This is a genomic window from Novosphingobium sp. PY1 (genome assembly GCF_017312445.1).
In the GTDB taxonomy this organism is placed as follows: domain Bacteria; phylum Pseudomonadota; class Alphaproteobacteria; order Sphingomonadales; family Sphingomonadaceae; genus Novosphingobium.
Genome location: NZ_BLTI01000008.1, coordinates 614996 through 639465 on the forward strand (window position 1 = coordinate 614996; position 24470 = coordinate 639465).

Genomic DNA, 24470 nt, shown 5'->3' on the forward strand with positions numbered 1-24470 from the left:
ATTACCTGCCTTTCCGAGGGCACCCTTACCTGCCCCGCTGCGCAGTGCAAAGAAGTCCCGGGGGCAGTGGCTGGGGACATCGTGCATCTCCGGGCCGAATCGGCTTGAGCCGGGGAGCAGGCACGCCTAAGGCATCGTCTTCAATGACATCGCCAGAATTCACTTATCCGGAAGGCAGCGCCGCCTTCCCGCACCGTGGCCTCGTAGGCATCGCGGGCCTCGCCCCGCATGAGATCATGTTCCTCCTCGACGAGGCGCAGCAATGGGTGGAGCTGAACCGCCATGCCCAGAAGCGGCGGGACCTGCTTTCCGGCCTGACGATCATCAACGCCTTCTTCGAGAACTCGACACGTACGCTTCTCAGTTTCGAGATCGCGGGCAAGCGCCTGGGCGCGGACGTCGTCAACATGGCCGTGGCGACATCGAGTGTGAAGAAGGGCGAAACGCTGATCGACACGGCGATGACGCTCAATGCCATGCGCGCCGATGCCATTGCGATCCGTCACGGCAGCTCGGGCGCGGTCCAGCTGATCGCGGACAAGGTGGACTGCCCCGTCATCAATGCCGGTGACGGCCAGCACGAGCACCCCACCCAGGCCCTGCTCGACGCCCTGACGATCCGCCAGGCCAAACGCGCCTTCAACGGCCTGCGCGTAACCATCTGCGGCGACATCCTGCACAGCCGGGTCGCCCGCTCGAACATCCTGTGCCTCACCTCGCTTGGCGCCGAAGTGCGGGTCTGTGCGCCCCCGGCACTGATGCCCGCCGATATCGAGCGGATGAACGTGCAGGTCTTCCACGATTTCGACGCGGCCCTTCAGAATGCCGACGTGGTCATGATGCTGCGCCTCCAGCTGGAGCGCATGCAAGGCCAGTTCATCCCGTCCCCGCGCGAGTATCGGCACCTCTACGGCCTTTCGCTGGAGCGTCTCGCCAAGGCAGAGAGCAACGCCCTCGTCATGCACCCGGGCCCGATGAACCGCGGCATCGAGATCGACAGCAATGTCGCCGACCTCGTCGACCGTTCGATGATCACCACGCAGGTCGAAATGGGCGTGGCGATCCGCATGGCCTGCCTCGACGTACTGACCCGCAAGGCGCGCGGACTGGAGGGCTGGGCATGAGCATCCACGCACCCCTGACCGTCACCGGCGGCAAGCTGGTACTGCCCGACGGGCGGATCGAGGCCGGAAATATCCGCTGCGAAGGCGGGTTCATCACCGCCATTGGCGACGTTTCGCCGCAGGCGGGCGACATCGTCCACCAAGCGGGCGGCAAGCTGGTCACGCCCGGCCTCGTCGACGTGGCCGTCTTCTCGATCGACAAGCCCGCCTTCCACTTCGGTGGAGTGACGCGCGCGGCGCTGATGCCCGACCAGGACCCGCCGCTGGACGTTCCGGCCCGCGTGCGCTTTGCCGCGCAATCGGGCAAGCCTGATTTCTGGGTCCACCCCCTCGCCGCAGCGACGAAGAATCTCGAAGGCGATTCGCTGGCCGAGATCGCGCTGATGCGTGATGCCGGAGCACGCGCCGTCGCCACCGGGCGCAGCTGGATCCGCGATTCGGGCACGATGCTGCGCCTGCTGCAATATGCCGGGATGCTCGACATGGTCGTGGTGACTCATGCCGAGGACTCCGGACTCGTCGGCAAGGCCGTCGCGACCGCCGGGGAAATGGCGACGCGCCTGGGCCTGCCCAGCGCTCCGGCCGAAGCCGAGGCACTCGCAATCGCACGCGACATTGCCCTGGCCGAACTGGCCGGCGCGAAAATCCACTTCCGCAAGGTGACCACCGCGGCCGGCCTCGACCTCGTGCGCCGCGCCAAGGAGCGCGGTGCGAAGATCACGGCAGGTGTCAGCCCCGCCTACTTCATGCTCTCGGACCTCGCCCTCGCGAATTTCCGCACATTCGCGCATCTTTCGCCGCCGCTGCGCTCCGAGGCCGATCGCAAGGCAGTGATCGCCGCCATCGCCGACGGCACCATCGACATGATCGGTTCGGGCCACGATCCGCGTGGCCCCGAGGACAAGCGACTGCCATACACCGATTCGGCACCGGGCATGGCCGGTTCGGAGACGCTCCTGCCGCTGACGATGACGCTCGTTCGCGACGGCGTGATCTCTATGAACCGGGCTTTCGAGCTGCTGTCCGCCAATCCCGCAAAGCTGCTGGGCGTCGATGCCGGACGCCTTGCCGAGGGCATGGAAGCGGACATCGCCGTGATCGACCCGGACCGTCCATGGATCGTCGATTCGGACGAAATGGCAGCCGCGGCGGGCAACACCCCGTTCGACAAGCAACCGATGCAGGGCCGCGTGCTGGCGCTGTTCAAGGGCGGCGTTGCCGTAAAGGCAAAGAAGCCCGCCGCCTGAGGCCATCGAGGCCCTAAATGAATGCCTGCGCTATCGCCTGCCGCCTCCGAAAGGCGAGCGGGGCAAAAAAGAGGCCTTCGTCCGAAGACGAAGGCCTGCAAGGTTCACATGGAACTGTTTGGGTAGGAGACTTCAGCGCCGCGCGCGCAGCGGGGCTCCTACGGCGCCGCCCTTCGGCAGGGCGCCGGGCAGCGATTGCGATTCGGAATAGGCCAGGCAACCTTCACCGCGGTTCCTGACCGAAGAGCACAGCGAATGCGCCGATGCCCGGTCGAAGCCTTCAGCGGCCACGCGGTAGTAGCGCGCGCCGTTCACGACGGCTTCGGTGATGCGCATGGTGTGATCCTTCAGTGAAGGATTGCGCTTCACGAAGATGCCCCAGGCTCGCTCGGCCCCTTCGCGAGACTGGAACGATCCCAGTTGCACGAGATGGGCCTGGATTTCGGACCGGCTCGACTTGGCCTTTTCGGGCTGGGCGATCTTCTCGGTCGACATCCGTTCGAAAGTAGCCTGGAAATTGCTTTCGCTCTTGGCGACCTTCTGGATCACCGGCTTGGCAACGAAACGGCTGGAGGGTCCAGTCTCGACGTGTTGTTCGACAACCTCGTTGACGGCAGCAAGCGAAGCCCGCTCAACCGGACGCGCGGCCGGTGCCGGAGCCGGATCGGCCTGATCTGAACCACCCCAGAAGCTCTCGCCGGTCTTCACCGGCGGCAGTTCACCGGCAGGCGCCTGACCGAAGGCAGGAGTCGGAATATCGGTACGTGCAAGCCGGACTGCATCGTCCTTGTTGCCCAGTGCCAGCGCGGTTGGCTGCCCCGGGTCGGCGCGCAGCGGCGCGCCAAGCAGGCCGGCCACGCGGGCACGCGACGCATCGGGGCGAGCCTTCGAAGCCCAATCGCTCAAACGCGCATCGAGCTGGTCTGCCGGAACATCCTGCCCCGCGATCAACCGCGCCTGCATCCACTGTCCCTGAAGGGCATAGGCATACGCCAGGTTCTGCCGGGCCTTAACGTTGTTGTCCTCGCTGCGCACTGCGTCGGTCAGCACGGCAACACCCATTTCGGGCTGCCCGGCAAGGGCAAGGGCAAGGCCGAAGTCGCTTGCCGGAATATCGTTGCGCCAGCGGCCCAGTACCGAGATCGCCTCGGCATTGCGGCCTGCCCCGATATAGGCCAGCGCCATGCCGAGACCGATGCGGGCGTTATCCCCACCCAGCGTGACGGCATCCTCAAAGGTAGTCGCCGCCGAGTCGAAGCGTCCGGCAGAAAGGTAAGCCTGCGCCAGTTCAGTGCGCGCCGAGGCGCTCTCGGGAGAACGGGCCACGCGCTGTTCCGCGCGAGCCACGGCGGCGCCGGAATCGGCATCGTTGAGGCCGCGCGCCACCGGCGCCCGCGCGCTCGATGCGAACGGCGACTGCCCGGCGCAGCCCGAAAGCATGACAACCGCCATTGCCGAGCATAAAGTCAGCCCTGTCGTCCGGGTCCGGTTTTCTAAACGTCGCATTGTTCTGCCCCCCTCTGCCTGCTTCAGCTAGGCTTGCGCGCAGTGCCGGTCAGCGCGAACAGCTCCGGCATTTCAGAAAGATACTTGTCGAGCGCCTCGGTCACGAGGACCTGCGCACTGCGGTTGAGAACCACGCCGGCCATCTTGAGGCGGAAATGCCGTTCCGCATCGAGGCGCAGTGTGAAAGCGGCGCGGCGGCCCTCCGGCATGGTCCTCGCCGGCGGTTCGCTGCGATGGATGCGATGAGCCAGCTGCTCGATCTGGCGCAGCACATCGGGCACCTCATGGACGCCGCCCGATTCGTCATGGTTACGGGCCGGAGCCTGTTCGGAATGCGCGAGCGTCGGACGGTTGGCTGTCAGGCGCGATGCCGGCCTCGGCGCGGGTGCCGCACCAGTGCCGCCGCCGTGGCCTTGGCCAAAGTCGTTCCAGCCCAGGTCGTCCATCTTGTGCGGATCGATCGGGATCCCGCCAGCGGTGAACTTCGACGTATCCTGCGGACGCATCGCCGGCCGAGCACCGCCCTTGCGGGCGAGAAGCCTCGGCGAGAGCGAGGCGAAATCGCGTGGCTCGCTCATGCCTTCTCCCCCCTCAGGAACCGGCTACGCGGCGACCGAAGCCGCCAACGGGACGATGATTGCCCTGAACCATCGGCGCGCCCATCGGGGCCGAGAAGACGGTGCGGCGGAAATTCTTTTCGAGACGGTCCGCGACATAGTTCCACAAGGCCGTGACTTCCTGCGAGGAACGCCCGTTGGGATCGACTTCCATCACAGTGCGCCCATCGATCATCGAGGCGGCAAAATCCGTGCGCTGGTGCAGCGTGACCGGTGCGACCGTGCCATGCTGCGACAGGGCGACGGCGGCCTCTGCGGTGATGCGCGCCTTGGGCGTTGCCGCGTTGACCACGAAAATCAGCGGCTTGCCCGACCGTTCGCACAAGTCGACCGTGGCGCCCACGGCGCGCAGGTCATGCGGACTGGGACGGGTCGGAACGACGATAAGTTCGGCAACCGAGATCACGCTCTGGATCGCCATGGTGATGGCAGGCGGCGTGTCGATCACGGCCAGCTTGAAGCCCTGCTGGCGCAGGACCTGAAGGTCGCTCGCAAGGCGGGCGACCGTCGTTTGCGCGAAGGCCGGGAATTCGGCTTCACGTTCGTTCCACCAATCGGCCAAAGATCCCTGAGGGTCGATGTCGATCAGGACGACCGGGCCAGCGCCGGCGCGTTGGGCCTGAACGGCAAGATGCCCCGAAAGCGTGGTCTTGCCGGAACCGCCCTTTTGCGATGCCAAAGCCAGTACTCGCAAATCAAAGTCCCCCGAGAAGTTGCGATACGCAGTAAAAGTCTCGAGAGGTGGGATCGCAGATCGGTCCTAATTTCCGGTTAATCAATGCCGGATGGCTACCGGGATCCGATTTCGCGTCGTCATGCGGTTTTTCCGGCCTTGGAAAGATCCCCTTCACCATTCCCGTTTAGGAAACCGGCCAGTGCAAATCGGCGCCGCCCGGATCCGGGGACTGGTACCCGCACCGTAGTTTCGCTTACCATTGCGGAACCTGGCGGCAATCAACGAGTAATTTTCGCTGTGAAGAAGTTTCTCCGATTTTTCCGCAATCTGGGCCTTTGCGCGACTCTGGCCACGCTCATGGCCGCCCCGGCCCTGGCCGACGTCAAAGCAGGAGTCGACGCGTGGAGCGCGGGCGACTACGCTGCTGCCGTGAGGGAGTGGAAACCGTTGGCAGCCGCGGGTGATCCGGACGCGCAGTTCAACCTCGCCCAGGCCTATAAAATGGGCCGGGGCGTGCCGGAGGACATTGCCAAGGCCAAGGATCTTTTCGGCAAGGCCGCCGCGCAGGGCCACATTCAGGCCTCCGACATCTACGGACTGCTGCTGTTTCAGGACGGTGAACAGGCCAAGGCCATGCCTTACCTCGAATCCTCCGCCGCGCGCGGGGATCCGCGGGCGCAGTACATCATCGGCGTTGCGCACTTCAATGGAGACTATGTCGCCAAGGACTGGGTTCGCGCCTATGCCCTCGTCAGCCTTGCCCAGCAGGCCGGCCTGCAACAGGCAACCAATGCCCTCAAGCAGATGGACGAGCACATTGCGCTGGAGGACCGCCAGAAGAGCGTTGCCCTCGCCTCGCGCATCGCCGCCGACGCGCAGGCCACGCGGGAGCGGGAGAGCGCGACTGCCCAGCTGGGTAACGGCACCCTGCCCACCTCCACCAGTGGTGGCAACGTACGCCCCCCGCAGATCGTCGCCGCCGAGAATGCCGTAGCCGAAGCGGTGCGCGCGACCGGCAGCGCCAACCCGGCGACCGCCGGGGCCGACTACACGCGCAGGAGCGTTCCGGCGCCCGCCATGCCATCCGCATCAGGCACGAATGCAAAGGTCCTTGCGAACCCGGCTCCGGCCAAGCCCGTGGATGCCGCAAGGCCCGCCCCGGCACATGCACCTGCAACCGGCGGCCCCTGGCGGGTCCAGCTTGGCGCATTCGGCGTGGCCGGCAATGCCGACAAGCTCTGGTCCAGGGTCGGCAGGCGCCCCGAACTCGCCGGACGCGCAAAGATGCTCGTGCCCGAAGGAAGGCTCACCAAGTTGCAGGCCGGCGGTTTCGCATCCAAGAGCGAGGCCGACGCGGCCTGCTCAAGACTGACGGCGGGCGGTTTCGCCTGCCTCCCCGTGAGGGACTGATCGACGCGGCATTCGCCTTGCAGTCGCCCAGGGCGATCGCAGGCAGTGCCGAGCGTCTGGTCACGCTGGATCTCATCCGCGGCGTTGCCGTGCTGGGCATCCTTGCCATCAACATCGCAGGCTTCGCCGGCCCGAGCATCAATTCGATCACGCCCAGTCTGCCGCATCAGGCCGGCCTTGCCGACGAAGCGGCCTGGGCTTTCGGATTCGTCTTCTTCGAAGGCAAGATGCGTGCGCTTTTCGCGATCCTGTTCGGGGCCAGCCTCTCGCTCTTCTGCGAGAGGATCGAGGCAATCGGCGGCAACGGCGAACTGCTGCAGGTCCGCCGCCTGTCCTGGCTCATGCTCTTCGGAACGCTGCATTATCTGCTGCTGTGGTGGGGAGACATCCTGTTCGTCTATGCCACCTGCGGCATCGTCGCCCTGCTCTCCCGCCAGCTTTCGACCAGGCTGATACTCGGCCTCGCGCTCGCCATCCTCGCGACCACGCACATCTGGGAAATCATGGCCGCCCTGCCCGTCGTCCACGCCGAGGAAGCGGTTCGCCTGGGCACGGCGACAATCGCTCAGCAACAGGCGGTGCTGGCCCGGCTCGATCTGTACTGGGACGAAAGCGCGCGAGAGCTGGCGCTCTATACATCCTCCTATCTCGACATCGTGATCGCCAAGCTGCGGGACGACCCGTTCTGGCTCTTCACCATGGCCAGCAGTACTTATGGAGAGATCCTTCCGCTGATGATGCTGGGCATGGCCATGCACCGGCACGGCTTCTTCGCTGGCGACTGGCCGGCGCACCGCATGAAAGCCGTCGCCATTTGCTGCACGACCTCAGGACTGGCCCTCACCCTGGCCGCGCTGGTCTGGGCCTGGCCGCGCCATTTCCCGCCCATCGCCATGTACATGCTGATATCGCACGGTCTTGTCGTACCGCATGTGCTGTGCGCCATCGGCTACGGTGCGATTCTCGCGCTTGCCACGCCGGCGTTGGCGCGAACGCGAATCGGACAGCGCCTGATCGCCGCCGGCCGCATGGCCTTCAGCAATTACATTTGCACAAGCGTAGTGATGACCGCGATTTTCTATGGCTGGGGTCTTGACCTGTTCGGCCGGGTCGGCCCGGCCGGACAATGGCTGTTCGTGGTGCTGGGCTGGACGCTCATGCTGGCCTGGAGCGAACCGTGGCTTCACCATTGCCGCCGCGGACCGCTGGAATGGCTCTGGCGCTCGCTTGTCATACGCAAACTTCTGGAAAACCGTCGCAATTCCGCGATTTCAAAATGATATTGCGATCCATTCTCATTTGCGTATGATGACGGGCAAGAGGATTCGCCCATGTATGTCTGCATCTGCAATGCTATCAAGGAAACCGACCTGAGGGCGGCCGCGCGCTGCTGTCAGGGCAATGCCGAAACGCTCTACGCAGCCCTTGGCCGCACCCCGCAATGCCGCCAGTGCCTCGAGGAAGCGGAAGAGATCATCGCCGACGAACTATGCGGAGACCGGTCGGCGGCCATGACCGCCCATTGATCCACGCCATTGATTTTGCGCCAGTCGGCCTTGTCAGGCCAACCCCCGGCGCCCATATTCGCGGCTCGTTTGAAAAGGAGCACGCGCGATGAAGGGCGACCCACAAGTCATTGATTTCCTGAACAAGGCTCTTTTCAACGAGCTGACCGCGATCAACCAGTACTGGCTCCACTACCGGATGCTGGACAACTGGGGCATCAAGAAACTCGCCGCTTACGAACGCCACGAATCGATCGACGAAATGAAGCACGCGGACGTGCTGGCCGATCGCATCCTGTTCCTTGACGGCCTTCCCAATTTCCAGGCGCTGGGCAAGTTGCGCGTCGGTGAAAACGTCGAGGAGATCCTCAAGGCCGATCTCGCGCTCGAACACGATGCCATTCCACTCCTCAAGGAAGCGATCGCCCACTGCGAAGCCGTGCGCGACTACGTCAGCCGCGAGGTCTTCGAGCGCATCCTCGAGAGCGAGGAAGAGCACGTGGACTGGCTGGAGAAGCAGTTCGACATGATCGAGCGCATGGGCATCCAGAACTACTGCCAGCTGCAGAGCGAGCCCGCAGGAGAATCGTGAGGCCAAGGCGGTGTTCTTGGACTTCATCTCGGGCCTGGGCCTTTCCATACCGCTGATACAGGCACCGATGGCGGGCACCTCCACGCCCGCCCTCGCCGCGGCCGTGTGCAATGCCGGGGCGCTCGGTTCCATCGCGGTGGGCACGCTGACGCCCGAAGCCGCAGCGCAGGACATCGCCCGGCTTCGCGCCGCGACAGACCGTCCCTTCAGCGTCAATCTCTTCGTCCATGCGCCATGCAAGGCCGATCCGCCGCGCGAGGCTGCGTGGCTGGACAGCCTCGCTCCAGCTTTTGCCGAATTCGATGCCGAGCCGCCCGCACAGCTCGAGACGATCTACCCGACGCTTATCGGCAATGCCGAAATGCTGTCTACGCTCGTGGACCTCGCGCCGCCGGTGGTGAGCTTTCATTTCGGCCTGCCCGAAGCCGAGGCGATTGCAGCGCTCAAGGCTGCGGGATGCCTGCTGCTCGCCACCGCTACCTCGCTCGACGAAGCCCGGCGTGCCAAAGATGCCGGGATCGACGCGGTGGTTGCTCAAGGGTGGGAAGCGGGCGGCCATCGCGGCGTGTTCGATCCCGATGCGCCAGATGACCGCCTCGGCACCCTGGCCCTGACCCGCCTGCTGGCCGCGAAGTCCGGACTGCCGGTCATCGCCGCGGGAGGGATCATGGACGGCGCCGGCATTCGCGCCGCGCTCGATCTGGGAGCAGTGGCCGCACAGCTCGGTACTGCCTTCGTCGCCTGCCCGGAAAGCAATGCGGATGCCGCCTACCGCGCCGCGCTTGCCAGCGAAAGCGCGCGCCACACGACGATGACTGCGGCGATTTCCGGCCGTCCGGCCCGCTGCCTTGCCAATCGCTTCACCGCATTGGCCGCAAGCGAAGCTCTGCCACCGGTCGCGCCCTATCCGCGCGCCTATCATGCGGGCAAGGCGCTGAACGTCGCCGCCAAGGCTGCAGGCGAAGGCGGCTTCGGCGCGCAATGGGCGGGCCAGGGGGCGCCCCTTTCCCGCCCGATGCCCGCCGCCCAGCTGGTCGCCCAATTGGCCGCGGAGCTTGCGGCTACTCGCTAGCGGGCTTGGCGCCGGTCCGGTACTTGTCGAACCACGCAAGGATCGCGGAAGCCTTCGCTGCCGACTGCGAGGGCCGCGCGGCGATACCGCCGTGGCTTGCGCCCGGCACCTTCACCATCGCCGTCGGCACCCCGCGGATCTGCAGCGCGGCGTAGTATTGCTCGGATTCGCTGACCGGCGTGCGATAGTCGTCGCTGCCCACAACCACCAGGGTCGGGGTCTTCACGTTGCCGACGAGGCTGAGCGGCGAGCGCTTCCAGTATGCCATGGGATCTTCCCAGGGCTTCTTGTCGAACCAGTAGCGCGAGGTGAACGGCGTGGAATCCATCGTCAGCGCCTCGCTGATCCAGTTGATCACCGGCTTTTGCGTGGCCGCGGCCTTGAACCGGTCGGTCTTGCCCACGATCCATGCCGTCAGCACGCCGCCGCCCGAACCACCGGTCACGAACAGGTTGTCCGGATCGGCCACCCCATCGGCGACCGCCGCGTCGACCGCCGCCATGAGGTCGTCGTAGTCCGTGCCCGGATAGGCGCGGTCGATGAGGTTGGCGAACTCTTCGCCATAGGACGTGCTGCCGCGCGGATTGGTGTAGAGCACGGCATAGCCATGCGCGGCGTAGAGCTGGTAATCGGTGGCGAAGACAGGCGCATAGGCGGTGTTCGGCCCGCCGTGAATTTCGAGAATCAGGGGCGCGCGCTGGCCGGCCTGCAGACCGGGAGGGGTTACCAGCCAGGCGTCGATCGGCCTGCCATCGGGTGCGGTCACGGCCAGCTTGCGGACCGGCGCCATCGCCTTGTCGGCCATCCAGGTCCCGTTGAGGTCGGTGAGCTTGCGTCCCGATCCGCCGTTCGACACCCACAGGTCCGCCGGATGGCTGGTGGTCCCGGCCGTATAGGCGATACGTCCGCCCTTCGAGACGCTGAAGCTGCCGCCGGTGTAGGGCCTGTCGTAGTGCCCGCCGGGCGTCAGGCCGGACACCACCGGCTTGATCGACCCGTCGAGACCGACGCGGGCGACCCGGGTCTGCGCCTCGTCGTCGTACTGGACGTAGAGGCTGTTGTTGCCTGCCCACTCCAGCGCGTCGATCGAACGGTCGAGCTTCGGTGTCAGCAGCCGCACGCCGCTGCCATCGGCATTCATGACATAGAGATCGGAGTTTTCGTAGGAGCGGTTGACGTCGTCGTAGCCGAGATAGGCGATGTGCTTTCCATCGGGAGAGACAAGCGCCCCGCCATCGGGGCCCTGCCGGGTCGTCAGCGCACGGATCGCGCCGCTTGCGATGTCGACACTGTAGACTTCCGAGTTGTTTATGTCGCGTTCCCAGTCCTCGTGCCGGTTGGCGCTGAAGACGATGCGCCTTGAGTCAGCCGTCCAGGATAGCGGACCGCCATCGTCGAATTTGCCGAAAGTCACCTGCCGCGGCGCGCCTCCGTCGGCCGGAACGACGAAGATATGGTCGAAGCCCGGTTCCAGATAGCCGGCACCGTCGAAGCGATAGGTTACGCGGTCGATCACCTGCAGCGGCTCGGCCCATTGCGCGCCTTCGGGACGGGTTTCGGGCTGCGAGCCCAGCTTCTCACCTTCGCCCGGAACACGCATGGTATAGGCGATCTGCCTGCCGTCCGGCGACCACGCCAGCGCGCCCGGGCTATCGGGCAGGTCGGTGACGTTGACGCTCGCGCCGCTGGCCAGCCACAGGACGTAAAGCTGCGGCGCGGAACTGCCGTCGCTCGAAACATAGGCGATACGCTTGCCATCGGGCGACCAGCGAGGGGACATATGCGCGCCCGGCCCGGCGACGAGCGGACGCTGCTCGCCCGTGGATACATCGACCAGCCACAGTGACGGTTCGACCTTGTCGGTCATGATGTCGGCGCTGCTGCGCACGTAGACGATCTTCGAACCGTCCGGCGAGATCTGCGGATCGGTAACGCCCTGAAGCTTGAACAGGTCATCGGGCGTGAAACTGCGCTGCGGCCCGGCGGCGGCAGAGGACGGCTTCGCTACAACGGCGGGAGCCAGCGGGACGCTCGCCAGTGCCAGGGCGCTGACGGCGATTCGAAATTTCATGGTGGAAATCAAGAGAGCGACCTCGTGATGTGGGGGGATGAGCTGTTGTCTCGCCCGCTTCGACGAAAAAATCCACCCCAGTCTTGCAGCTGCGAAGATCGGGGATGGAATTGCCGGATTTCATGATATTGCTCCGCCAATGGAGACAAAGCGCCCCTCAGCATACGGCCTTGAAGACTACGCGTTCATCGGCCTCGTCATTCTTGTCACTGTCGCCTTTGCCTGGTTGCTGGCCCCCTATTTCGGGGCAGTCCTGTGGGGCATCGTCGCCGCGATCCTGTTCGAGCCGATGACCCGCAAACTGGAAGTGAAGCTGGGCGGCAGGCCCAATACGGCGGCGGCGCTGGTGCTGCTTCTCCTGCTGGCAATCTTTATCCTGCCCGCCCTGTTCCTGGGCGCCAGCCTCGTGCAGGAGGCGACGTCGCTCTATGACCGGATCAGCAGTGGCCAGATCGACCTTGGCGCCATGCTGCAACGGCTCCGCACCGCCCTGCCTGACCAGATCGGCGACACGGTGGCACGTTACACATCCACCGATTTCGAGACGCTACGGCGCGAATTCGGCTCGGGCATCGCCAGCGGCCTGCAGGACATCGCCTCGCGCCTCCTCATCGTCGGCCAGGGGGCACTCAGCTTCATCGCCGCGCTGGGCGTGATGCTCTACCTCACCTTCTTCCTGCTGCGCGACGGCGAACGCTACGGCGAACTCGTGCGCACCGCGATCCCGCTGCGGCCGCACCTGCGCGATGCGCTGCTCGATCATTTCATGCTGGTCGTGCGCGCCACCATGAAGGGCACCGTTGTCGTGGCAGTGATGCAGGGTCTCGTCGGCGGCCTGATCTTCTCGGCCATCGGCATCGAAGGTGCGCTCCTGTGGGGCGTGCTGATGGGGTTCTTCTCGCTGCTGCCCGCCGTAGGCACCGGCATCGTGTGGGTTCCCGTCGCGGGCTACCTGTTGGCGACCGGCAACTATGTCGAAGGCGGCGTGATGATCTTCTGCGGCGTGTTCATCATCGGCATGATCGACAACCTGCTGCGCCCGATCCTCGTCGGCCGCGATACCCGCATGCCCGACTTCGTGGTCCTGATTGCCACCCTGTCCGGCCTCGAACTGTTCGGTCTCAACGGCTTCATCGTCGGCCCGGTCATCGCCGCGCTGTTCATTGCTGTGTGGAACCTCGTTTCCGAGGCGAAGGGAGCAGGCAGCCTGACCAATATCAAGGGCACCGAGGCGGCCAGGCGCGCCCAGGCCGCGCAAGCCGAGGGCGAGGCGGACGCGGCCGCCGAATCGGAAGCAGAGGCGCACCCCGGCTAAGCCAGCCGAATGCGCCTGCCGCTCCCGCGGGCCTCGGTCAGTCTTTCTTGAAGGGGTTCTTCGGGCTGCGCAGCGTCATGCGGATCGGCACGGCCTCGAAACCGAGTTCACGCCGCAGGCCGTTGATCAGATAACGCCGATAGCTCTCGGGCAGCATGTCGAGACGCGTGCCGAACAGCACGAAGCCCGGCGGGCGCGTCTTGGCCTGGGTGATGTAGCGCAGCTTGATTCGCTTGCCGCCCGGCGCCGGGGGCGGATTCGCCGAAAGCGCATCGTCGAACCAGCGGTTGAGCGCGGCGGTCGGCACGCGGCGGCTCCAAGCCTCGCGGATAGAGAAGGCCGCAGCGATCATCTCGTCAAGGCCCTTGCCCGTGCGCGCAGAGACCGCGAGCAGCGGCACGCCGCGTACTTGCGCAAGACCGTCATCGAGCGCGGCGCGAATGCCATTGAACAGCTTCGAGGCGTCTTCGGCCACGTCCCACTTGTTGATCGCGATCATCAGCGCGCGGCCTTCCTCGAGGACTTTCGAGGCGATCTTGAGGTCCTGGTGCTCCAGCCCCTTGGTCGCATCGAGCAGGAGGACGACGACTTCGGCAAAGTCGATTGCGTGGCGCGCATCGGCCACCGCCATGCGTTCCAGCTTTTCGACCACGCGGGCCTTCTTGCGCATGCCTGCGGTGTCGATCAGACGCACCTCGCGCGCGTCGCCGGTCTTGGGATCGGTCCAGAGCCAGTCGATCGCGATCGAATCGCGGGTGATCCCTGCCTCCGGCCCGGTCAGCAGCCGGTCTTCCCCCAGGAAGCGATTGATCAGCGTCGATTTTCCGGCGTTCGGGCGGCCGACGATAGCCAGCTTCAGCGGCGCCTTGAGCAGCGCCTCCTCATCGTATTCCTGGTCTTCTTCCTCGACCGGCTGCAGCGGTTCGAGGTGCGGCAACAGGACCTCGAACAGGTCGCCCATGCCTTCGCCATGCTCTGCCGAGATCGCCACCGGATCGCCTAGGCCGAGCGAGTAGGCCTCGAGCAGACCGCCCTCGCCCGCGCGCCCTTCGGCCTTGTTGGCCAGCACGATGACCGGCACCGGAGAGGCCCGCAGCCAGTTTCCGATTTCCTCGTCCAGGGGTGTCAGTCCGGCGCGCGCGTCCACAACGAAGAGCGCAACGTCGGCAGTCGCCAGCGAAGCCTCGGTCTGCTTGCGCATGCGCCCGGGCAGGGTTTCCGCCTCGTCGTCTTCCCAACCGGCAGTATCGACGATCTGGAATTTCAGCCCGAGCAGTTCGGCATCGCCGAAGCGCCGGTCGCGCGTGACGCCGGGCTGATCGTCGACAAGCGCGAGCTTCTTGCCGACCAGACGGTTGAACAGGGTGGATTTGCCGACGTTGGGCCGGCCGATGATGATGACTTGCGGGAGCATGATGGCGACTCGCTTGGGGATTTCCGAAGGCTTTGGCAAGCACCCGGCAAACATCCGGCAAATTCTTGCCGGTCCGTTAACCCAATTTTGCAGGCAAACGATAACCGTGCCTAGGTGATCGTGCAGGCATGAAGGGTTACTGCACAGCAATCATTTTCGCTCTGAGCGCGGCCGTAATCTCTCCGGCCAGTGCCCGCAGCGCCATCGACGCGATCGTGTCCAACGACGATTCCGGCAGCGCGGGCAGCCGCCCTCTTTCATCGGGCTCGTCCGGCGCAGCGGGCAATTCCGACTACCTGGAATGCGTGCCCTTTGCGCGGCAACTTTCCGGCCTGCAGATCTATGGCGATGCCCATACCTGGTGGAATCAAGCCAAGGGCCGCTACGCCCGGGGGTTCGAACCGCGCGTCGGCGCCGTCCTGGCGATCAAGCCGCATGGCAATTCCACGCTCGGCCATGTCGCAACCGTCACGCAGATCGTCGATTCCCGCACGATCCTGGTAAGCCACGCCAACTGGTCGATCCCCGGCAAGATCGAGCGCAACGTCAGCGTGCTCGACGTCTCGCCGGAAAACGACTGGAGCGAAGTGCGCGTCTGGTACGGCCCGGCCCACAACCTGGGCGCATCGCACTGGCCGGTCGCGGGCTTCATCTACAACGCGCAGCCCGGATCGCTCCCGGACGCCGGATCGAGCCGCATTGCCTCACAGGCCGAATCTGCGCCGCCCCTGAGTGAGGGCAAGAAAAAGGGCCGCCACAGCGACCCCATCGGCGCCATCATCGCCGGAAACTACTGAGTTTACCCGAAAGGGGCCGGTCCTGTGCGGGATCGCGGGACCGGCCCCGAAACTCTGCCTAGCGAAGAGCGCCTACTTGGCGACCGGCGCGTCTTCGCCGAGATCCTCGTACCATGCTTCGACCGGGCCATTCAGCTTGATCGTCAGCGGATTGCCGCGACGGTCGAGCGTCCTGCCTGCCTGCACGCGCACCCAGCCTTCGGAAATGCAGTATTCCTCGACATTGTTGCGCACGGTGCCCTTGAAGCGGATGCCGATGCCGCGGCGCAGCTTTTCGGCATCGAAGAACTCGCTCTTCGGGTTGATGGCAATGTGATCGGGCGGCACGTCAGGGCCGGAATTGGTCTCTTCGGTCATGCTCCGCGCTTTAGTCGGCAATGGACGCTTGTCAATTCGCGCGGAGTTGTCTAGGGGCGCGCTTCCGCAACTGGAAGCGGGCGCGTAGCTCAGCGGTAGAGCACACCCTTCACACGGGTGGGGTCACAGGTTCAATCCCTGTCGCGCCCACCATCCTCTGGATGGTTTCTCGGACAGATCCCGAAATTCCGCGATTGATCGCAATCAATGCGCCGCATGCACGAACCGGCGCATGGCTCCTTCATCGAAGGAGGGAATTGCCATGTTCAAGACAAACGTCGGTACGCTGGACCGATTGGGACGTATCGTTCTGGGAATCGTCCTCATTGCCCTCGTCTTCGTCGGACCGAAGACGCCGTGGGGCTGGATCGGCCTCGTCCCGTTGATGACGGGGCTGCTGCGCACCTGCCCGCTTTATTCACTGCTGGGAATTCGCACCTGCAAGGCTGAGTGACGCAGGCCATCTCGCGCTTGCGCCGGACTCGCCGAGACGGCATAGCCCGGCGCCATGCATGATATCCGCCTGATCCGTGACAACCCGGCCGCTTTCGACGCCGGTCTCGCCCGCCGCGGGGTCGAACCCGCTTCCGCCCAGATCCTCGCGCTCGACGAGCAGCGCCGCGCGGTCGCGACGCGCATGCAGGAAGGCCAGAACCGCCGCAACGAGGCGTCCAAGGCGATCGGCAAGGCGATGGGCCAGGGCGACAAGGAAACCGCCGAGGCGCTGAAGGCCGAAGTCGCGCAGCTCAAGGAATCCCTCCCCGCGCTCGAGGCGCAGGAGAAGGAACTGAGCGCCAGGCTGCAGGACGAACTGGCGCGCCTGCCCAACATCCCGGTCGACGAGGTTCCCGATGGCGAGGACGAGACGCAGAACGTCGAAGTCGCGAAGTGGGGCACCCCGCGCGAATTCGCCTTCACGCCCAAGGAACACGCGGATCTCGGCCCGGCCCTCGGCCTCGACTTCGAGACCGGCGCCCTGCTATCGGGCGCGCGCTTCACGTTCCTGAAGGGCCAGATGGCGCGTCTGCACCGTGCCCTTGCCCAGTTCATGCTCGACACGCAGACCGCCGACAACGGCTACATGGAATGCAATGTCCCGCTGCTGGTCAAGGACGATGCAGCCTTCGGCACCGGTCAGCTTCCCAAGTTCTCCGAGGATCTGTTCCAGACAACCGATGGGCGCTGGCTGATCCCTACCGCCGAAGTCAGCCTGACCAACGCGGTGCGCGAACAGATCGTCGATGCCGAGGCCCTGCCCCTGCGCATGACCGCGCTGACCCCCTGCTTCCGTTCCGAAGCGGGGGCGGCGGGCCGCGACACGCGCGGCTTCATCCGCCAGCACCAGTTCGAGAAGGTCGAACTCGTCACCGTCTGCAAGCCGGAAGAGAGCGAGGCAGAGCACGAGCGCATGGTCGCGGCGGCCGAAGGCATCCTGCAGGCGCTGGAGCTTCCCTATCGCAAGGTCCTGCTCTGCGCCGGCGACATGGGCGCCACCGCGCGCAAGGCCTTCGACCTCGAAGTCTGGCTACCCGGGCAGAGCGCCTACCGCGAGATCAGCTCGATCTCCAACTGTGGCGACTTCCAGGCGCGGCGCATGAACGCACGCTACAAGCCCGAAGGCTCCAAGAAGACCGAGTTCCTGCACACGCTGAACGGCTCGGGCCTTGCGGTCGGCCGCACTCTCGTGGCCGTACTGGAGAACTACCAGCAGGAAGACGGTTCGGTCGTGGTGCCCGAAAGGCTCAAGCCCTGGATGGGCGGGATCGAGAAGCTGGAACCGCTCGCCTGAACGACGCGCCGGCGGGCAATCGCCGGCAAACAGCCCGACAATCGGCTCCGCAGGCAATTCGGGGCCACGAAGGAATTTGATCGATGCGCATTCTTCTCACCAACGACGACGGCATCAACGCGCCGGGCCTCTACGTTCTCGAGAAGATCGCGGCGCAGCTCTCGGACGACATCTGGATCTGTGCGCCGAGCGAGGAGCAATCGGGCGCCGGTCACTCGTTGACGCTGACGCGCCCGGTGCGCCTGCGCGAACACGCGCCGCGGCGCTTCTCGGTCTCGGGAACGCCGACCGATTCAGTGACGATGGCGCTGCGCAAGGTGCTGCCCGGCGCGCCCGACCTGATCCTGTCGGGCGTGAACCGCGGCGCGAACCTGGGCGATGACATCACCTATTCGGGTACGGTCTCGGCCGCCATGGAGGGCGCGCTGGCCGGCATACCCTCGATCGCGCTGAGCCAGGTCTATTCCAAGGAAGGCGTGGGCAACAACGTCGACTTCTCCGCTGCCGAGGCATGGGGCGCCAAGGCGCTGCGGCCGCTGATCGACGCCCCCTTCGCACCGCGCACGCTGATCAACGTCAACTTTCCGGCGCTACCTGCAGACAAGGTTAACGGCATCCGCGTCGTGAGGCAGGGATTCCATGACTACGCCCGCGGATCGGTTGTAGAAGGCATTGATCCTAGAGGTTTTCCTTATTTCTGGTTTGGTTTACACGGTATTGAGCATACCCCCGGTCACAACACCGACCTGGAAGCCATCGCGGAAGGATTTGTCTCGGTGACGCCATTGCAGCTCGACCTGACGCACGATGCGTCAATGTCCAACCTGATGGATCGCTACAAGGCATGAAGCCGCCTCTCCTGCTTGCCGCCGCAGCCGTGCTGCCGGGACTGGTGCCAACGCCCTCCCACGCTAGCGCCGCCAATGCCGCTCAGGAAACCGTCCATGTGGTGGAGCCGGGCGAAACCCTGAACGGGATCGCCAACCGGGCCGGCGTGGATGCAGCCGCCATTGTCCGGGCGAATAACCTGGAAGCGCCGTTCATCGTTCGCGCCGGTCAGGAACTGGAGATCCCGCGCGGCGGCGCAGGCGTCAGTGCAGGCACAGGCGTCAGCACACGCAGCGGCACCTACGAGGTCACCTTCGGCGAAACCCTGTTCGGCGTTGCCTATCGCACCGGCACATCTGCCAGCGCGATAGCCAGCGCCAACGGTCTCGAGCCGCCTTATGTGCTGCGTATCGGCCAGAAGCTGACCATTCCCGGCAAGTCGCAGGACGCCGCTGCCGTCAGGACCGCATCGCGGGTGATCCCCGCGCGCGGCGATACGGCCTCAGCAACCGCTCCCGAGGAAGAGACAGTCCATCTCGTCACTCCCGGGGAGACGCTCGGCGGGATAGCCCAGCGCGCCAAGGTCGCCCGTATCCTGATCGCCGAAGCCAATGGGCTGGAGCCGCCCTACGTGGTCAAGGTCGGCCAGAAGCTGCAGATCCCGCGAACCCGGCGCCACACCGTGCAGACTGGCGATACCGGCTTTGCGATTTCCTACAAGTACGCGGTTCCCTGGGACCAGATCGCCACCGCCAACGGCCTCGATCCGGACGCACCGGTCAAACCGGGGCAGAACCTGCTGATCCCGACCCTGCTCAATCCGCAGAAAGGCGCGGTCCCGCAACCAGCCACACCGGCGGCCGCGACCCCCGCCACGCCTGCAGCGAGCAAGTCGCGCTTCCTCTGGCCGGTCTCCGGACCGATCCGGCGCGATTTCAGCAGCGGCGCGAACTACCACGACGGCCTCGACATTACGGCGGCCAAGGGCACCATGGTGCGGGCAGCGGCAGCGGGCACGGTGAAGTTCGCGGGCAAGGAGAAAGAGCAGTTCGGCAATCTCGTCGTGATCGACCACGGCGATGGCTGGTTCACCGCCTACGGCTTCCTCAGCCGCATCACGGTGAAGGACGGCGCCAGGGTCGCCGCGGGCGAGCGAATCGGCCTCGTGGGGGACACCGGTTTAGCCAAGGGCGACGAGCTGCACTTCGAAGTACGCCGCGACGGCAAGCCGGTAGACCCGCTGGACGAACTGCCCAAGTCACCCTAAGCCTCGGTTATGTCGAAGAAGCGGCCCAACCCGGCACTGTTCAAGCCGCTGCGTCGCGCTATCGGCGTCCCGGTCTGGGCCGATGTCGCCATTCGCCTCGGCCTTGCACTCGGGCTGATCTTCCTTGTCGTCATGGTCCACTGGCTGGACCGCGATGGCCTGAAGGATACGCACGACGGCACGGTCAGCTTCCTCGACGTCGTCTATTTCACGATGATCTCGATCACCACGACCGGCTTTGGCGACATTGCCCCGGTCAGCGACAAGTCGCGCCTGATCGAAGCGGTCATCGTCACGCCGATCCGCCTGGCAGTGATCTACATCTTCGTCGGCACGGCCTATAATTTCATCATCAAGCGCAGCTGGGAGACTTGGCGCATGAAGCGCATCCAGGAACGGCTCGAAGACCACATCGTCGTACTCGGCTACGGCGTCAGCGGGTCCGAAGCAGTGCAGGAGCTGATCGCGCGCGGCACCGATCCCTCGTGCATCGTCGTGATCGACCCCAGTTCGGCAAGGCTGGCGCTGGCGGAAAGCGCGGGCTGCAACGTCATGGAGGGCGACGCCACCCGCGACGAGACGCTGGAGGCCGTGCGCATCGGCAAGGCCCGCTCGATCCTCGTGTCGGCAGGCCGCGACGATACCACGATCCTGATCATCCTGACCGCCCGCCACGTCGCCCCCAAGGTGCCGATCACGGCGGTGGTTCGCGCCGATGACAACGAGCTGCTTGCCCGCCAGGCTGGTGCCGACAACGTGATCAACCCGGTGCGCTTCACCGGCCTGCTGCTTGCCGGCTCGGCGGAAGGCCAGCATATCTCGGAATACCTGTCGGACCTTGCCTCGGTCACGGGCCGCGTCCAGCTTGTCGAACGCAAGGTCAAGCCTGACGAGATCGGCAAGCCGCTGGAAAAGATCGCGACCGGCAAGGGACTGCGGATCTACCGCGGATCGCGCGTGATCGGTTTCTGGGAACCGGACGCCCACGTGCTGGAAGCGGACGACCTGATCGTCGAGATTTCCTACGCCAGTTGCGACCCGGCCTGAAGGCGCCGGATCAACCCAGCACCCAGAACACCAGGCCCATGGCAAGGTAGGCCACGAGCCAGAACGCGCAATCGATCACCCGGCGCATCGGCTCGGTGCGATTGCGCAATTCGACCAGCCATACTGCGGGAATGACGAAGGCAATGGCGATCCCGCCGGTCTGCATGAAGTATAGCCAGGGTTTCGCCTGCAGCGTTTCAGCGCCGATGCGGGCAAAGTTGTGCCCGAACATCGCCGCGCTCACCAGCATCAGCACGCCGACGAGGATGTAGTTGCTGCGCGTTTCCGTCTTGGCGGGAATCAGTTGGCCGCTTTTGCGGGTAAAGGTACCGAACCACGCAATGCTGATGCCAAGGGCCAGTGCCGCGGCGATCACCACCGCCACCCAGTTTACCGGACCCATGACGTAACTCCTTCCCGTTTACGGCCATATCCCATTGAAAAAGCCGTGTTAGCGCCAGTCTCGCAGCCTTCGGTAACGGGTGCAAGGGCGCGATTGCGCAGCATGTCAAAAGCCGCACGTCATTCAATTCGTGACTCATCGGCTCAATCGGCGTATCGGGCGCGCCATCCCATGGCCATAGAACTCCCCTCCCCGCCGAAGGTCGGCATGGTCAGCCTTGGCTGCCCCAAGGCGCTTGTCGACTCCGAACGTATCCTCACCCGCCTGCGTGCAGACGGCTACACGATGAGCCCGGACTACGCCGGCGCCGACGTCGTGCTGGTCAACACCTGCGGCTTCCTCGATTCCGCTAAGGAAGAGAGCCTGGCAGCGATCGGTGAAGCCATTGCCGAGAACGGCCGTGTCATCGTGACAGGCTGCATGGGCAATGAAGCCGAGACGATCCGCGCCCGCTTCCCGGACGTGCTCGCCGTGACCGGTGCGCACCAGTACGAAGCCGTCGTCGAAGCCGTTCACGAAGCCGCGCCGCCGGATCTCAGCCCCTACCTCGACCTGATCCCGCAGGCTTACGACGAGGCCGGGGTCAAGCTGACGCCGCGCCACTACAGCTATCTGAAGATTTCGGAAGGCTGCAACCACGCTTGCGCGTTCTGCATCATCCCGCAGCTGCGCGGAAAGCTCGCCAGTCGCCGCATCGACGCAGTGCTGCGCGAAGCGGAAAAGCTGGTTCAGGCCGGCACCCGCGAACTGCTGGTGATCAGCCAGGATACGTCGGCCTATGGCGTCGATGTGCGCCACGAGGAGCGTTCGTGGAAGGACCATGCAGTCCGGACCCACATGACCGACCTCGCCCGCGAACTGGGCCAGCTCAAGGACGCACAGGGCCGCGCGCCGTGGGTGCGCCTGCACTACGTCTATCCCTATCCGCATGTCGACGCGGTGATCCCGCTGATGGCGGAAGGGTTGCTGACGCCCTACCTCGACATTCCCTTCCAGCACGCAGCGCCTTCGGTGCTCAAGGCGATGAAGCGTCCGGCCAATGAAGCCAAGGTGCTCGAACGCCTGCGCTCCTGGCGTGAAATCTGCCCGGACATCGCGATCCGTTCCAGCTTCGTCGTCGGCTTCCCCGGCGAGACGGAAGCCGATTTCGAGTATCTGCTCGACTGGCTCGAGGAAGCGCAGCTCGACCGCGTCGGCGCCTTCCGTTTCGAACCGGTTGCAGGCGCTGCAGCCAACGACTTGCCCGGCGCCGTGCCCGAAGAGGTCAAGGAAGAGCGCTACGCCCGAATCATGGAAAAGACCGCGGCGATCAGCGCGGCCAAGCTTCAGTCCAAAATCGGTCGAATCCTGCCCGTCATCATCGACGAAATCGGTGAACCGGATGAAGATGGCGACATTGGCGCAACCGGACGCTCGCAGGCCGATGCCCCGGAAATCGACGGCAATGTCTTCCTTCGCAATGTAGGGAATGACCTGCAAGTCGGTGATATCGTTGACGTTCTCGTCGAAGACGCAGATGAGCACGACTTGTTCGGAGCACGCAGCGACAGCTGAGGCCTATCGTCAGCACGATACCTGTGTTGCAAAATACGCAATACTAAGGAAGGTTTTCGCATTTGCGGCATGGCCCGATCACGAGCATATAGGGAGGGCCTTTCAGGCATCCTCTCCCAAAAAACTTCCAAGGGCTGGTCTTCGGACCGGCCCATTTTTTTTGGCCGCTTTCCATGCGCTTGCGCCTCAGCGAGATCATGCGCCGAGAGTCATGGTTGCAAAATGTGCAGCACCGGAAAATCTTTTCGCATTTGCGGCGAATCGGCTCCGACGGCATATGGAACAGGCCTTTCAGGCATCCTCTCCCAAAAAACTTTCATGGGCCGGTCTTCGGATCGGCCCTTTTTTTGTCCGATTCGGGCTTTTCCCGTGATTCGAGGCATCACGGCGGTATGAGGATGTGGTGAGCACCGAAAGCGACCCCCTCGACATCCTCATCGTCGGTGCCGGCATTTCCGGGATCGGCATGGCTGCACACCTGCGGCGCAACCTGCCTGGCAAGCGCATGGCCATCCTCGACAGGCGCAAGGATTTCGGCGGAACCTGGGACCTGTTCCGCTATCCCGGCATACGCTCGGACAGCGACATGTACACGTTGGGTTTCGCTTTCGCGCCCTGGTCGGGAGATAGGTCGGTGGCGCGCGGGGAGGAAATCCTGTCCTATCTGGGCAAAGTGGCAGCCCAGCACGACCTCAACCGCCACATGCATTTCTCGCACCAAGTCACCCACGCCGACTGGGACAGCGACCACGCGCTCTGGCGCGTGCACGCTAAGACGGGCCAGGGCTCCGCCGATTTCATGACGCGGTTCCTGATCCTCGGCTCAGGGTACTACGACTACGACATGCCCCACGATCCGCAGATCGATGGCCTGAAGGACTTTGCAGGACCGGTCCTGCATCCGCAATTCTGGCCGCAAGGCTTCGATCCTGCAGGAAAGCGCATTGCCGTGATCGGTTCGGGCGCGACTGCGGTAACGCTGGTTCCCGCCCTTGCCGATGCCGGCGCCCGCGTGACGATGGTCCAGCGCACGCCAAGCTGGTTCCTCGCCCAGCCTGCCCGCGACCTGTTTGCGAACGCCGCCGAAAAAGTCCTGCCGCGCCGCTGGGCTTACGGCCTTACCCGGCTGCGCAACAATGCCCTGCAATACTGGTTCTTCAACAAGTCGCGCCGCGAACCCGAGCAGGTGGGCGCCTGGCTCAAGCAACGCATCCGCGATCAGCTGGCCGAGCACTATGATGAAAGGGCCTTTTCCCCGCCCTATGGCCCCTGGATGCAGCGCATGTGCTTCGTGCCTGACGGGGATTTCTTCAAGGCGATCCGCGAAGGCCACGCCGCTCTCGCCACTGGCGCTATCCGGCGCGTCGCGGGCGATGCCATAGAGCTGGAAGGCGGGGAACGGGTCGAAGCCGATGCCATTGTCACGGCAACCGGCCTGCGACTGGCTACCCTGGGCAAGATCGCGGTTACCCTCGACGGCAAACCCGTGAACTTCGGAGAGCATTGGTACTATCGCAATTGCATGTTTTCGAACGTGCCCAATCTCGCCGCCGTTTTCGGTTATCTAAATGCGTCATGGACGAACAGGGTCGACATGGTGGGCGAATGGCTCTGCCGGCTCCTTGGCCAGATGGATGCCTGGAGAGCCGACACGGCCGTGCCGTTCCTGCCTGCAAACCATGACCTCGAAGCGGACGATCCGTTGGCCGGCTATTCCTCCGGCTATCTCCAGCGAGGCCGCCACCTTGTTCCCAAGAGCGCAAAGTCCGGCCCGTGGCGGCTCAGCCACGACCTCATGCGCGACCGCCGCGAATTGCGGGAATTGCCGATCGATGACGGGCACTTGCAGTTCAGTCGCGCAGGTCGGCATTTATAGCTC

At 64.8% G+C, this 24470-nt stretch carries 23 protein-coding genes and 1 tRNA gene; 17 read left to right on the top strand and 7 right to left on the bottom strand.

Translation table 11 applies throughout. The features are described from left to right. The first annotated feature begins 143 nt into the window (after positions 1–143). Together J3474_RS14265 and J3474_RS14270 are read left to right on the top strand one after the other, a co-directional pair. Positions 144–1124 carry an aspartate carbamoyltransferase catalytic subunit gene (locus J3474_RS14265; RefSeq protein ID WP_013833065.1) on the top strand — a complete coding sequence of 327 codons (981 nt, stop codon included), beginning with the start codon at positions 144–146 and terminating at the stop codon, positions 1122–1124. Then, positions 1121–2371 (top strand): dihydroorotase family protein, encoded by a 1251-nt coding sequence (locus tag J3474_RS14270; protein WP_207094612.1) that lies wholly within the window; start codon positions 1121–1123, stop codon positions 2369–2371. The genes J3474_RS14265 and J3474_RS14270 overlap by 4 nt, the downstream gene beginning before the upstream one ends. 132 nt (positions 2372–2503) lie before the next feature. On the opposite strand, the gene J3474_RS14275 is transcribed toward J3474_RS14270, so the two are convergent. The 3 genes from J3474_RS14275 to J3474_RS14285 form a co-directional block, all read right to left on the bottom strand. Continuing rightward, the gene (locus J3474_RS14275) at positions 2504–3811 is read right to left on the bottom strand and encodes a lipopolysaccharide assembly protein LapB (RefSeq protein WP_242528413.1); all 1308 of its coding nucleotides are present in this window, start codon (positions 3809–3811) and stop codon (positions 2504–2506) included. Positions 3812–3900: 89 nt separating this feature from the next. Beyond that, entirely contained in the window at positions 3901–4455 is a 555-nt protein-coding gene (locus tag J3474_RS14280; RefSeq protein WP_207094614.1) for a hypothetical protein, read from the bottom strand. Between the two features lie 13 nt (positions 4456–4468). Further along, positions 4469–5188 carry a ParA family protein gene (locus J3474_RS14285; RefSeq protein ID WP_013833061.1) on the bottom strand — a complete coding sequence of 240 codons (720 nt, stop codon included), beginning with the start codon at positions 5186–5188 and terminating at the stop codon, positions 4469–4471. 279 nt (positions 5189–5467) lie between these two features. Here J3474_RS14285 and J3474_RS14290 point away from each other — a divergent pair, with 279 nt between their 5' ends. From J3474_RS14290 to J3474_RS14310, 5 genes are all read left to right on the top strand, one after another. Further along, positions 5468–6580 carry an SPOR domain-containing protein gene (locus J3474_RS14290; protein WP_376706537.1) on the top strand — a complete coding sequence of 371 codons (1113 nt, stop codon included), beginning with the start codon at positions 5468–5470 and terminating at the stop codon, positions 6578–6580. A gap of 17 nt (positions 6581–6597) precedes the next feature. Further along, positions 6598–7860, top strand: a complete 1263-nt coding sequence (locus J3474_RS14295) for a DUF418 domain-containing protein (RefSeq protein WP_242528414.1) — start codon at positions 6598–6600, stop codon at positions 7858–7860. Between the two features lie 51 nt (positions 7861–7911). Beyond that, positions 7912–8106, top strand: coding sequence for a bacterioferritin-associated ferredoxin (locus J3474_RS14300; RefSeq protein ID WP_007011633.1), 195 nt, complete (start codon positions 7912–7914; stop codon positions 8104–8106). Between the two features lie 88 nt (positions 8107–8194). Then, a complete protein-coding gene (bfr, locus tag J3474_RS14305) occupies positions 8195–8677 on the top strand; it encodes a bacterioferritin (protein ID WP_007011634.1) in 483 nt (160 codons plus the stop codon). Between the two features lie 16 nt (positions 8678–8693). Next, positions 8694–9749: a nitronate monooxygenase family protein gene (locus tag J3474_RS14310; protein WP_207094615.1), complete on the top strand. Its 1056-nt coding sequence runs from the start codon at positions 8694–8696 to the stop codon at positions 9747–9749. Here the strand turns inward: J3474_RS14310 and J3474_RS14315 are convergent. Beyond that, on the bottom strand, positions 9739–11820 hold the full coding sequence (locus tag J3474_RS14315) for a S9 family peptidase (RefSeq protein ID WP_207094616.1): 2082 nt from the start codon (positions 11818–11820) through the stop codon (positions 9739–9741). The two genes, J3474_RS14310 and J3474_RS14315, sit on opposite strands and share 11 nt — an antisense overlap. Positions 11821–11959: 139 nt before the next feature. Here J3474_RS14315 and J3474_RS14320 point away from each other — a divergent pair, with 139 nt between their 5' ends. Continuing rightward, positions 11960–13135 carry an AI-2E family transporter gene (locus J3474_RS14320; protein ID WP_013833056.1) on the top strand — a complete coding sequence of 392 codons (1176 nt, stop codon included), beginning with the start codon at positions 11960–11962 and terminating at the stop codon, positions 13133–13135. Positions 13136–13172: 37 nt separating this feature from the next. Here the strand turns inward: J3474_RS14320 and der are convergent, their stop codons facing one another. Beyond that, the gene (gene der / locus J3474_RS14325) at positions 13173–14549 is read right to left on the bottom strand and encodes a ribosome biogenesis GTPase Der (protein WP_013833055.1); all 1377 of its coding nucleotides are present in this window, start codon (positions 14547–14549) and stop codon (positions 13173–13175) included. A gap of 128 nt (positions 14550–14677) precedes the next feature. Here der and J3474_RS14330 point away from each other — a divergent pair, with 128 nt between their 5' ends. Then, positions 14678–15346 (top strand): CHAP domain-containing protein, encoded by a 669-nt coding sequence (locus J3474_RS14330; RefSeq protein WP_207094617.1) that lies wholly within the window; start codon positions 14678–14680, stop codon positions 15344–15346. A 72-nt stretch (positions 15347–15418) separates the two neighbouring features. Here J3474_RS14330 and J3474_RS14335 read toward each other — a convergent pair whose 3' ends face one another. Beyond that, entirely contained in the window at positions 15419–15703 is a 285-nt protein-coding gene (locus J3474_RS14335) for a DUF3297 family protein (protein ID WP_013833053.1), read from the bottom strand. Between the two features lie 78 nt (positions 15704–15781). On the opposite strand from J3474_RS14335, the gene J3474_RS14340 reads away from it, so the two are divergent. From J3474_RS14340 to J3474_RS14365, 6 genes are all read left to right on the top strand, one after another. Continuing rightward, positions 15782–15856 (top strand) — tRNA-Val (locus J3474_RS14340). A gap of 109 nt (positions 15857–15965) precedes the next feature. After that, positions 15966–16157, top strand: a complete 192-nt coding sequence (locus tag J3474_RS14345) for a DUF2892 domain-containing protein (protein WP_038576314.1) — start codon at positions 15966–15968, stop codon at positions 16155–16157. Between the two features lie 54 nt (positions 16158–16211). After that, entirely contained in the window at positions 16212–17492 is a 1281-nt protein-coding gene (gene serS / locus J3474_RS14350; protein ID WP_207094618.1) for a serine--tRNA ligase, read from the top strand. Positions 17493–17575: 83 nt separating this feature from the next. Next, the gene (gene surE / locus J3474_RS14355; protein WP_207094619.1) at positions 17576–18340 is read left to right on the top strand and encodes a 5'/3'-nucleotidase SurE; all 765 of its coding nucleotides are present in this window, start codon (positions 17576–17578) and stop codon (positions 18338–18340) included. Continuing rightward, on the top strand, positions 18337–19587 hold the full coding sequence (locus tag J3474_RS14360; protein ID WP_207094620.1) for a LysM peptidoglycan-binding domain-containing protein: 1251 nt from the start codon (positions 18337–18339) through the stop codon (positions 19585–19587). Before surE ends, J3474_RS14360 begins: the two co-directional genes overlap by 4 nt. A gap of 9 nt (positions 19588–19596) precedes the next feature. Continuing rightward, positions 19597–20634 carry a TrkA family potassium uptake protein gene (locus tag J3474_RS14365; RefSeq protein WP_007011707.1) on the top strand — a complete coding sequence of 346 codons (1038 nt, stop codon included), beginning with the start codon at positions 19597–19599 and terminating at the stop codon, positions 20632–20634. 10 nt (positions 20635–20644) lie between these two features. Here J3474_RS14365 and J3474_RS14370 read toward each other — a convergent pair whose 3' ends face one another. Further along, a complete protein-coding gene (locus J3474_RS14370) occupies positions 20645–21037 on the bottom strand; it encodes a DUF1761 domain-containing protein (protein ID WP_013833048.1) in 393 nt (130 codons plus the stop codon). Between the two features lie 171 nt (positions 21038–21208). Between J3474_RS14370 and rimO the strand changes: the two genes are divergently transcribed. Both rimO and J3474_RS14380 read left to right on the top strand, forming a co-directional pair. Next, entirely contained in the window at positions 21209–22591 is a 1383-nt protein-coding gene (rimO, locus tag J3474_RS14375; RefSeq protein ID WP_007011709.1) for a 30S ribosomal protein S12 methylthiotransferase RimO, read from the top strand. Positions 22592–22994: 403 nt separating this feature from the next. Next, positions 22995–24467, top strand: coding sequence for an NAD(P)/FAD-dependent oxidoreductase (locus tag J3474_RS14380; protein WP_207094621.1), 1473 nt, complete (start codon positions 22995–22997; stop codon positions 24465–24467). The last annotated feature ends 3 nt before the right edge of the window (positions 24468–24470 follow it).

What these genes read in the sequence shown, in the direction of transcription:
- J3474_RS14320 (WP_013833056.1), top strand. Translation starts at nt 11,960, where the DNA reads ATGGAGACAAAGCGCCCCTCAGCATACGGCCTTGAAGACTACGCGTTC.
- J3474_RS14270 (WP_207094612.1), top strand. Translation starts at nt 1,121, where the DNA reads ATGAGCATCCACGCACCCCTGACCGTCACCGGCGGCAAGCTGGTACTG.
- J3474_RS14370 (WP_013833048.1), bottom strand. Translation starts at nt 21,037, where the DNA reads ATGGGTCCGGTAAACTGGGTGGCGGTGGTGATCGCCGCGGCACTGGCC.
- J3474_RS14365 (WP_007011707.1), top strand. Translation starts at nt 19,597, where the DNA reads ATGTCGAAGAAGCGGCCCAACCCGGCACTGTTCAAGCCGCTGCGTCGC.
- J3474_RS14265 (WP_013833065.1), top strand. Translation starts at nt 144, where the DNA reads ATGACATCGCCAGAATTCACTTATCCGGAAGGCAGCGCCGCCTTCCCG.
- rimO (WP_007011709.1), top strand. Translation starts at nt 21,209, where the DNA reads ATGGCCATAGAACTCCCCTCCCCGCCGAAGGTCGGCATGGTCAGCCTT.
- J3474_RS14335 (WP_013833053.1), bottom strand. Translation starts at nt 15,703, where the DNA reads ATGACCGAAGAGACCAATTCCGGCCCTGACGTGCCGCCCGATCACATT.
- J3474_RS14315 (WP_207094616.1), bottom strand. Translation starts at nt 11,820, where the DNA reads ATGAAATTTCGAATCGCCGTCAGCGCCCTGGCACTGGCGAGCGTCCCG.
- serS (WP_207094618.1), top strand. Translation starts at nt 16,212, where the DNA reads ATGCATGATATCCGCCTGATCCGTGACAACCCGGCCGCTTTCGACGCC.
- J3474_RS14330 (WP_207094617.1), top strand. Translation starts at nt 14,678, where the DNA reads ATGAAGGGTTACTGCACAGCAATCATTTTCGCTCTGAGCGCGGCCGTA.
- J3474_RS14275 (WP_242528413.1), bottom strand. Translation starts at nt 3,811, where the DNA reads ATGCTTTCGGGCTGCGCCGGGCAGTCGCCGTTCGCATCGAGCGCGCGG.
- bfr (WP_007011634.1), top strand. Translation starts at nt 8,195, where the DNA reads ATGAAGGGCGACCCACAAGTCATTGATTTCCTGAACAAGGCTCTTTTC.
- J3474_RS14360 (WP_207094620.1), top strand. Translation starts at nt 18,337, where the DNA reads ATGAAGCCGCCTCTCCTGCTTGCCGCCGCAGCCGTGCTGCCGGGACTG.
- J3474_RS14345 (WP_038576314.1), top strand. Translation starts at nt 15,966, where the DNA reads ATGTTCAAGACAAACGTCGGTACGCTGGACCGATTGGGACGTATCGTT.
- der (WP_013833055.1), bottom strand. Translation starts at nt 14,549, where the DNA reads ATGCTCCCGCAAGTCATCATCATCGGCCGGCCCAACGTCGGCAAATCC.
- J3474_RS14300 (WP_007011633.1), top strand. Translation starts at nt 7,912, where the DNA reads ATGTATGTCTGCATCTGCAATGCTATCAAGGAAACCGACCTGAGGGCG.
- J3474_RS14280 (WP_207094614.1), bottom strand. Translation starts at nt 4,455, where the DNA reads ATGAGCGAGCCACGCGATTTCGCCTCGCTCTCGCCGAGGCTTCTCGCC.
- surE (WP_207094619.1), top strand. Translation starts at nt 17,576, where the DNA reads ATGCGCATTCTTCTCACCAACGACGACGGCATCAACGCGCCGGGCCTC.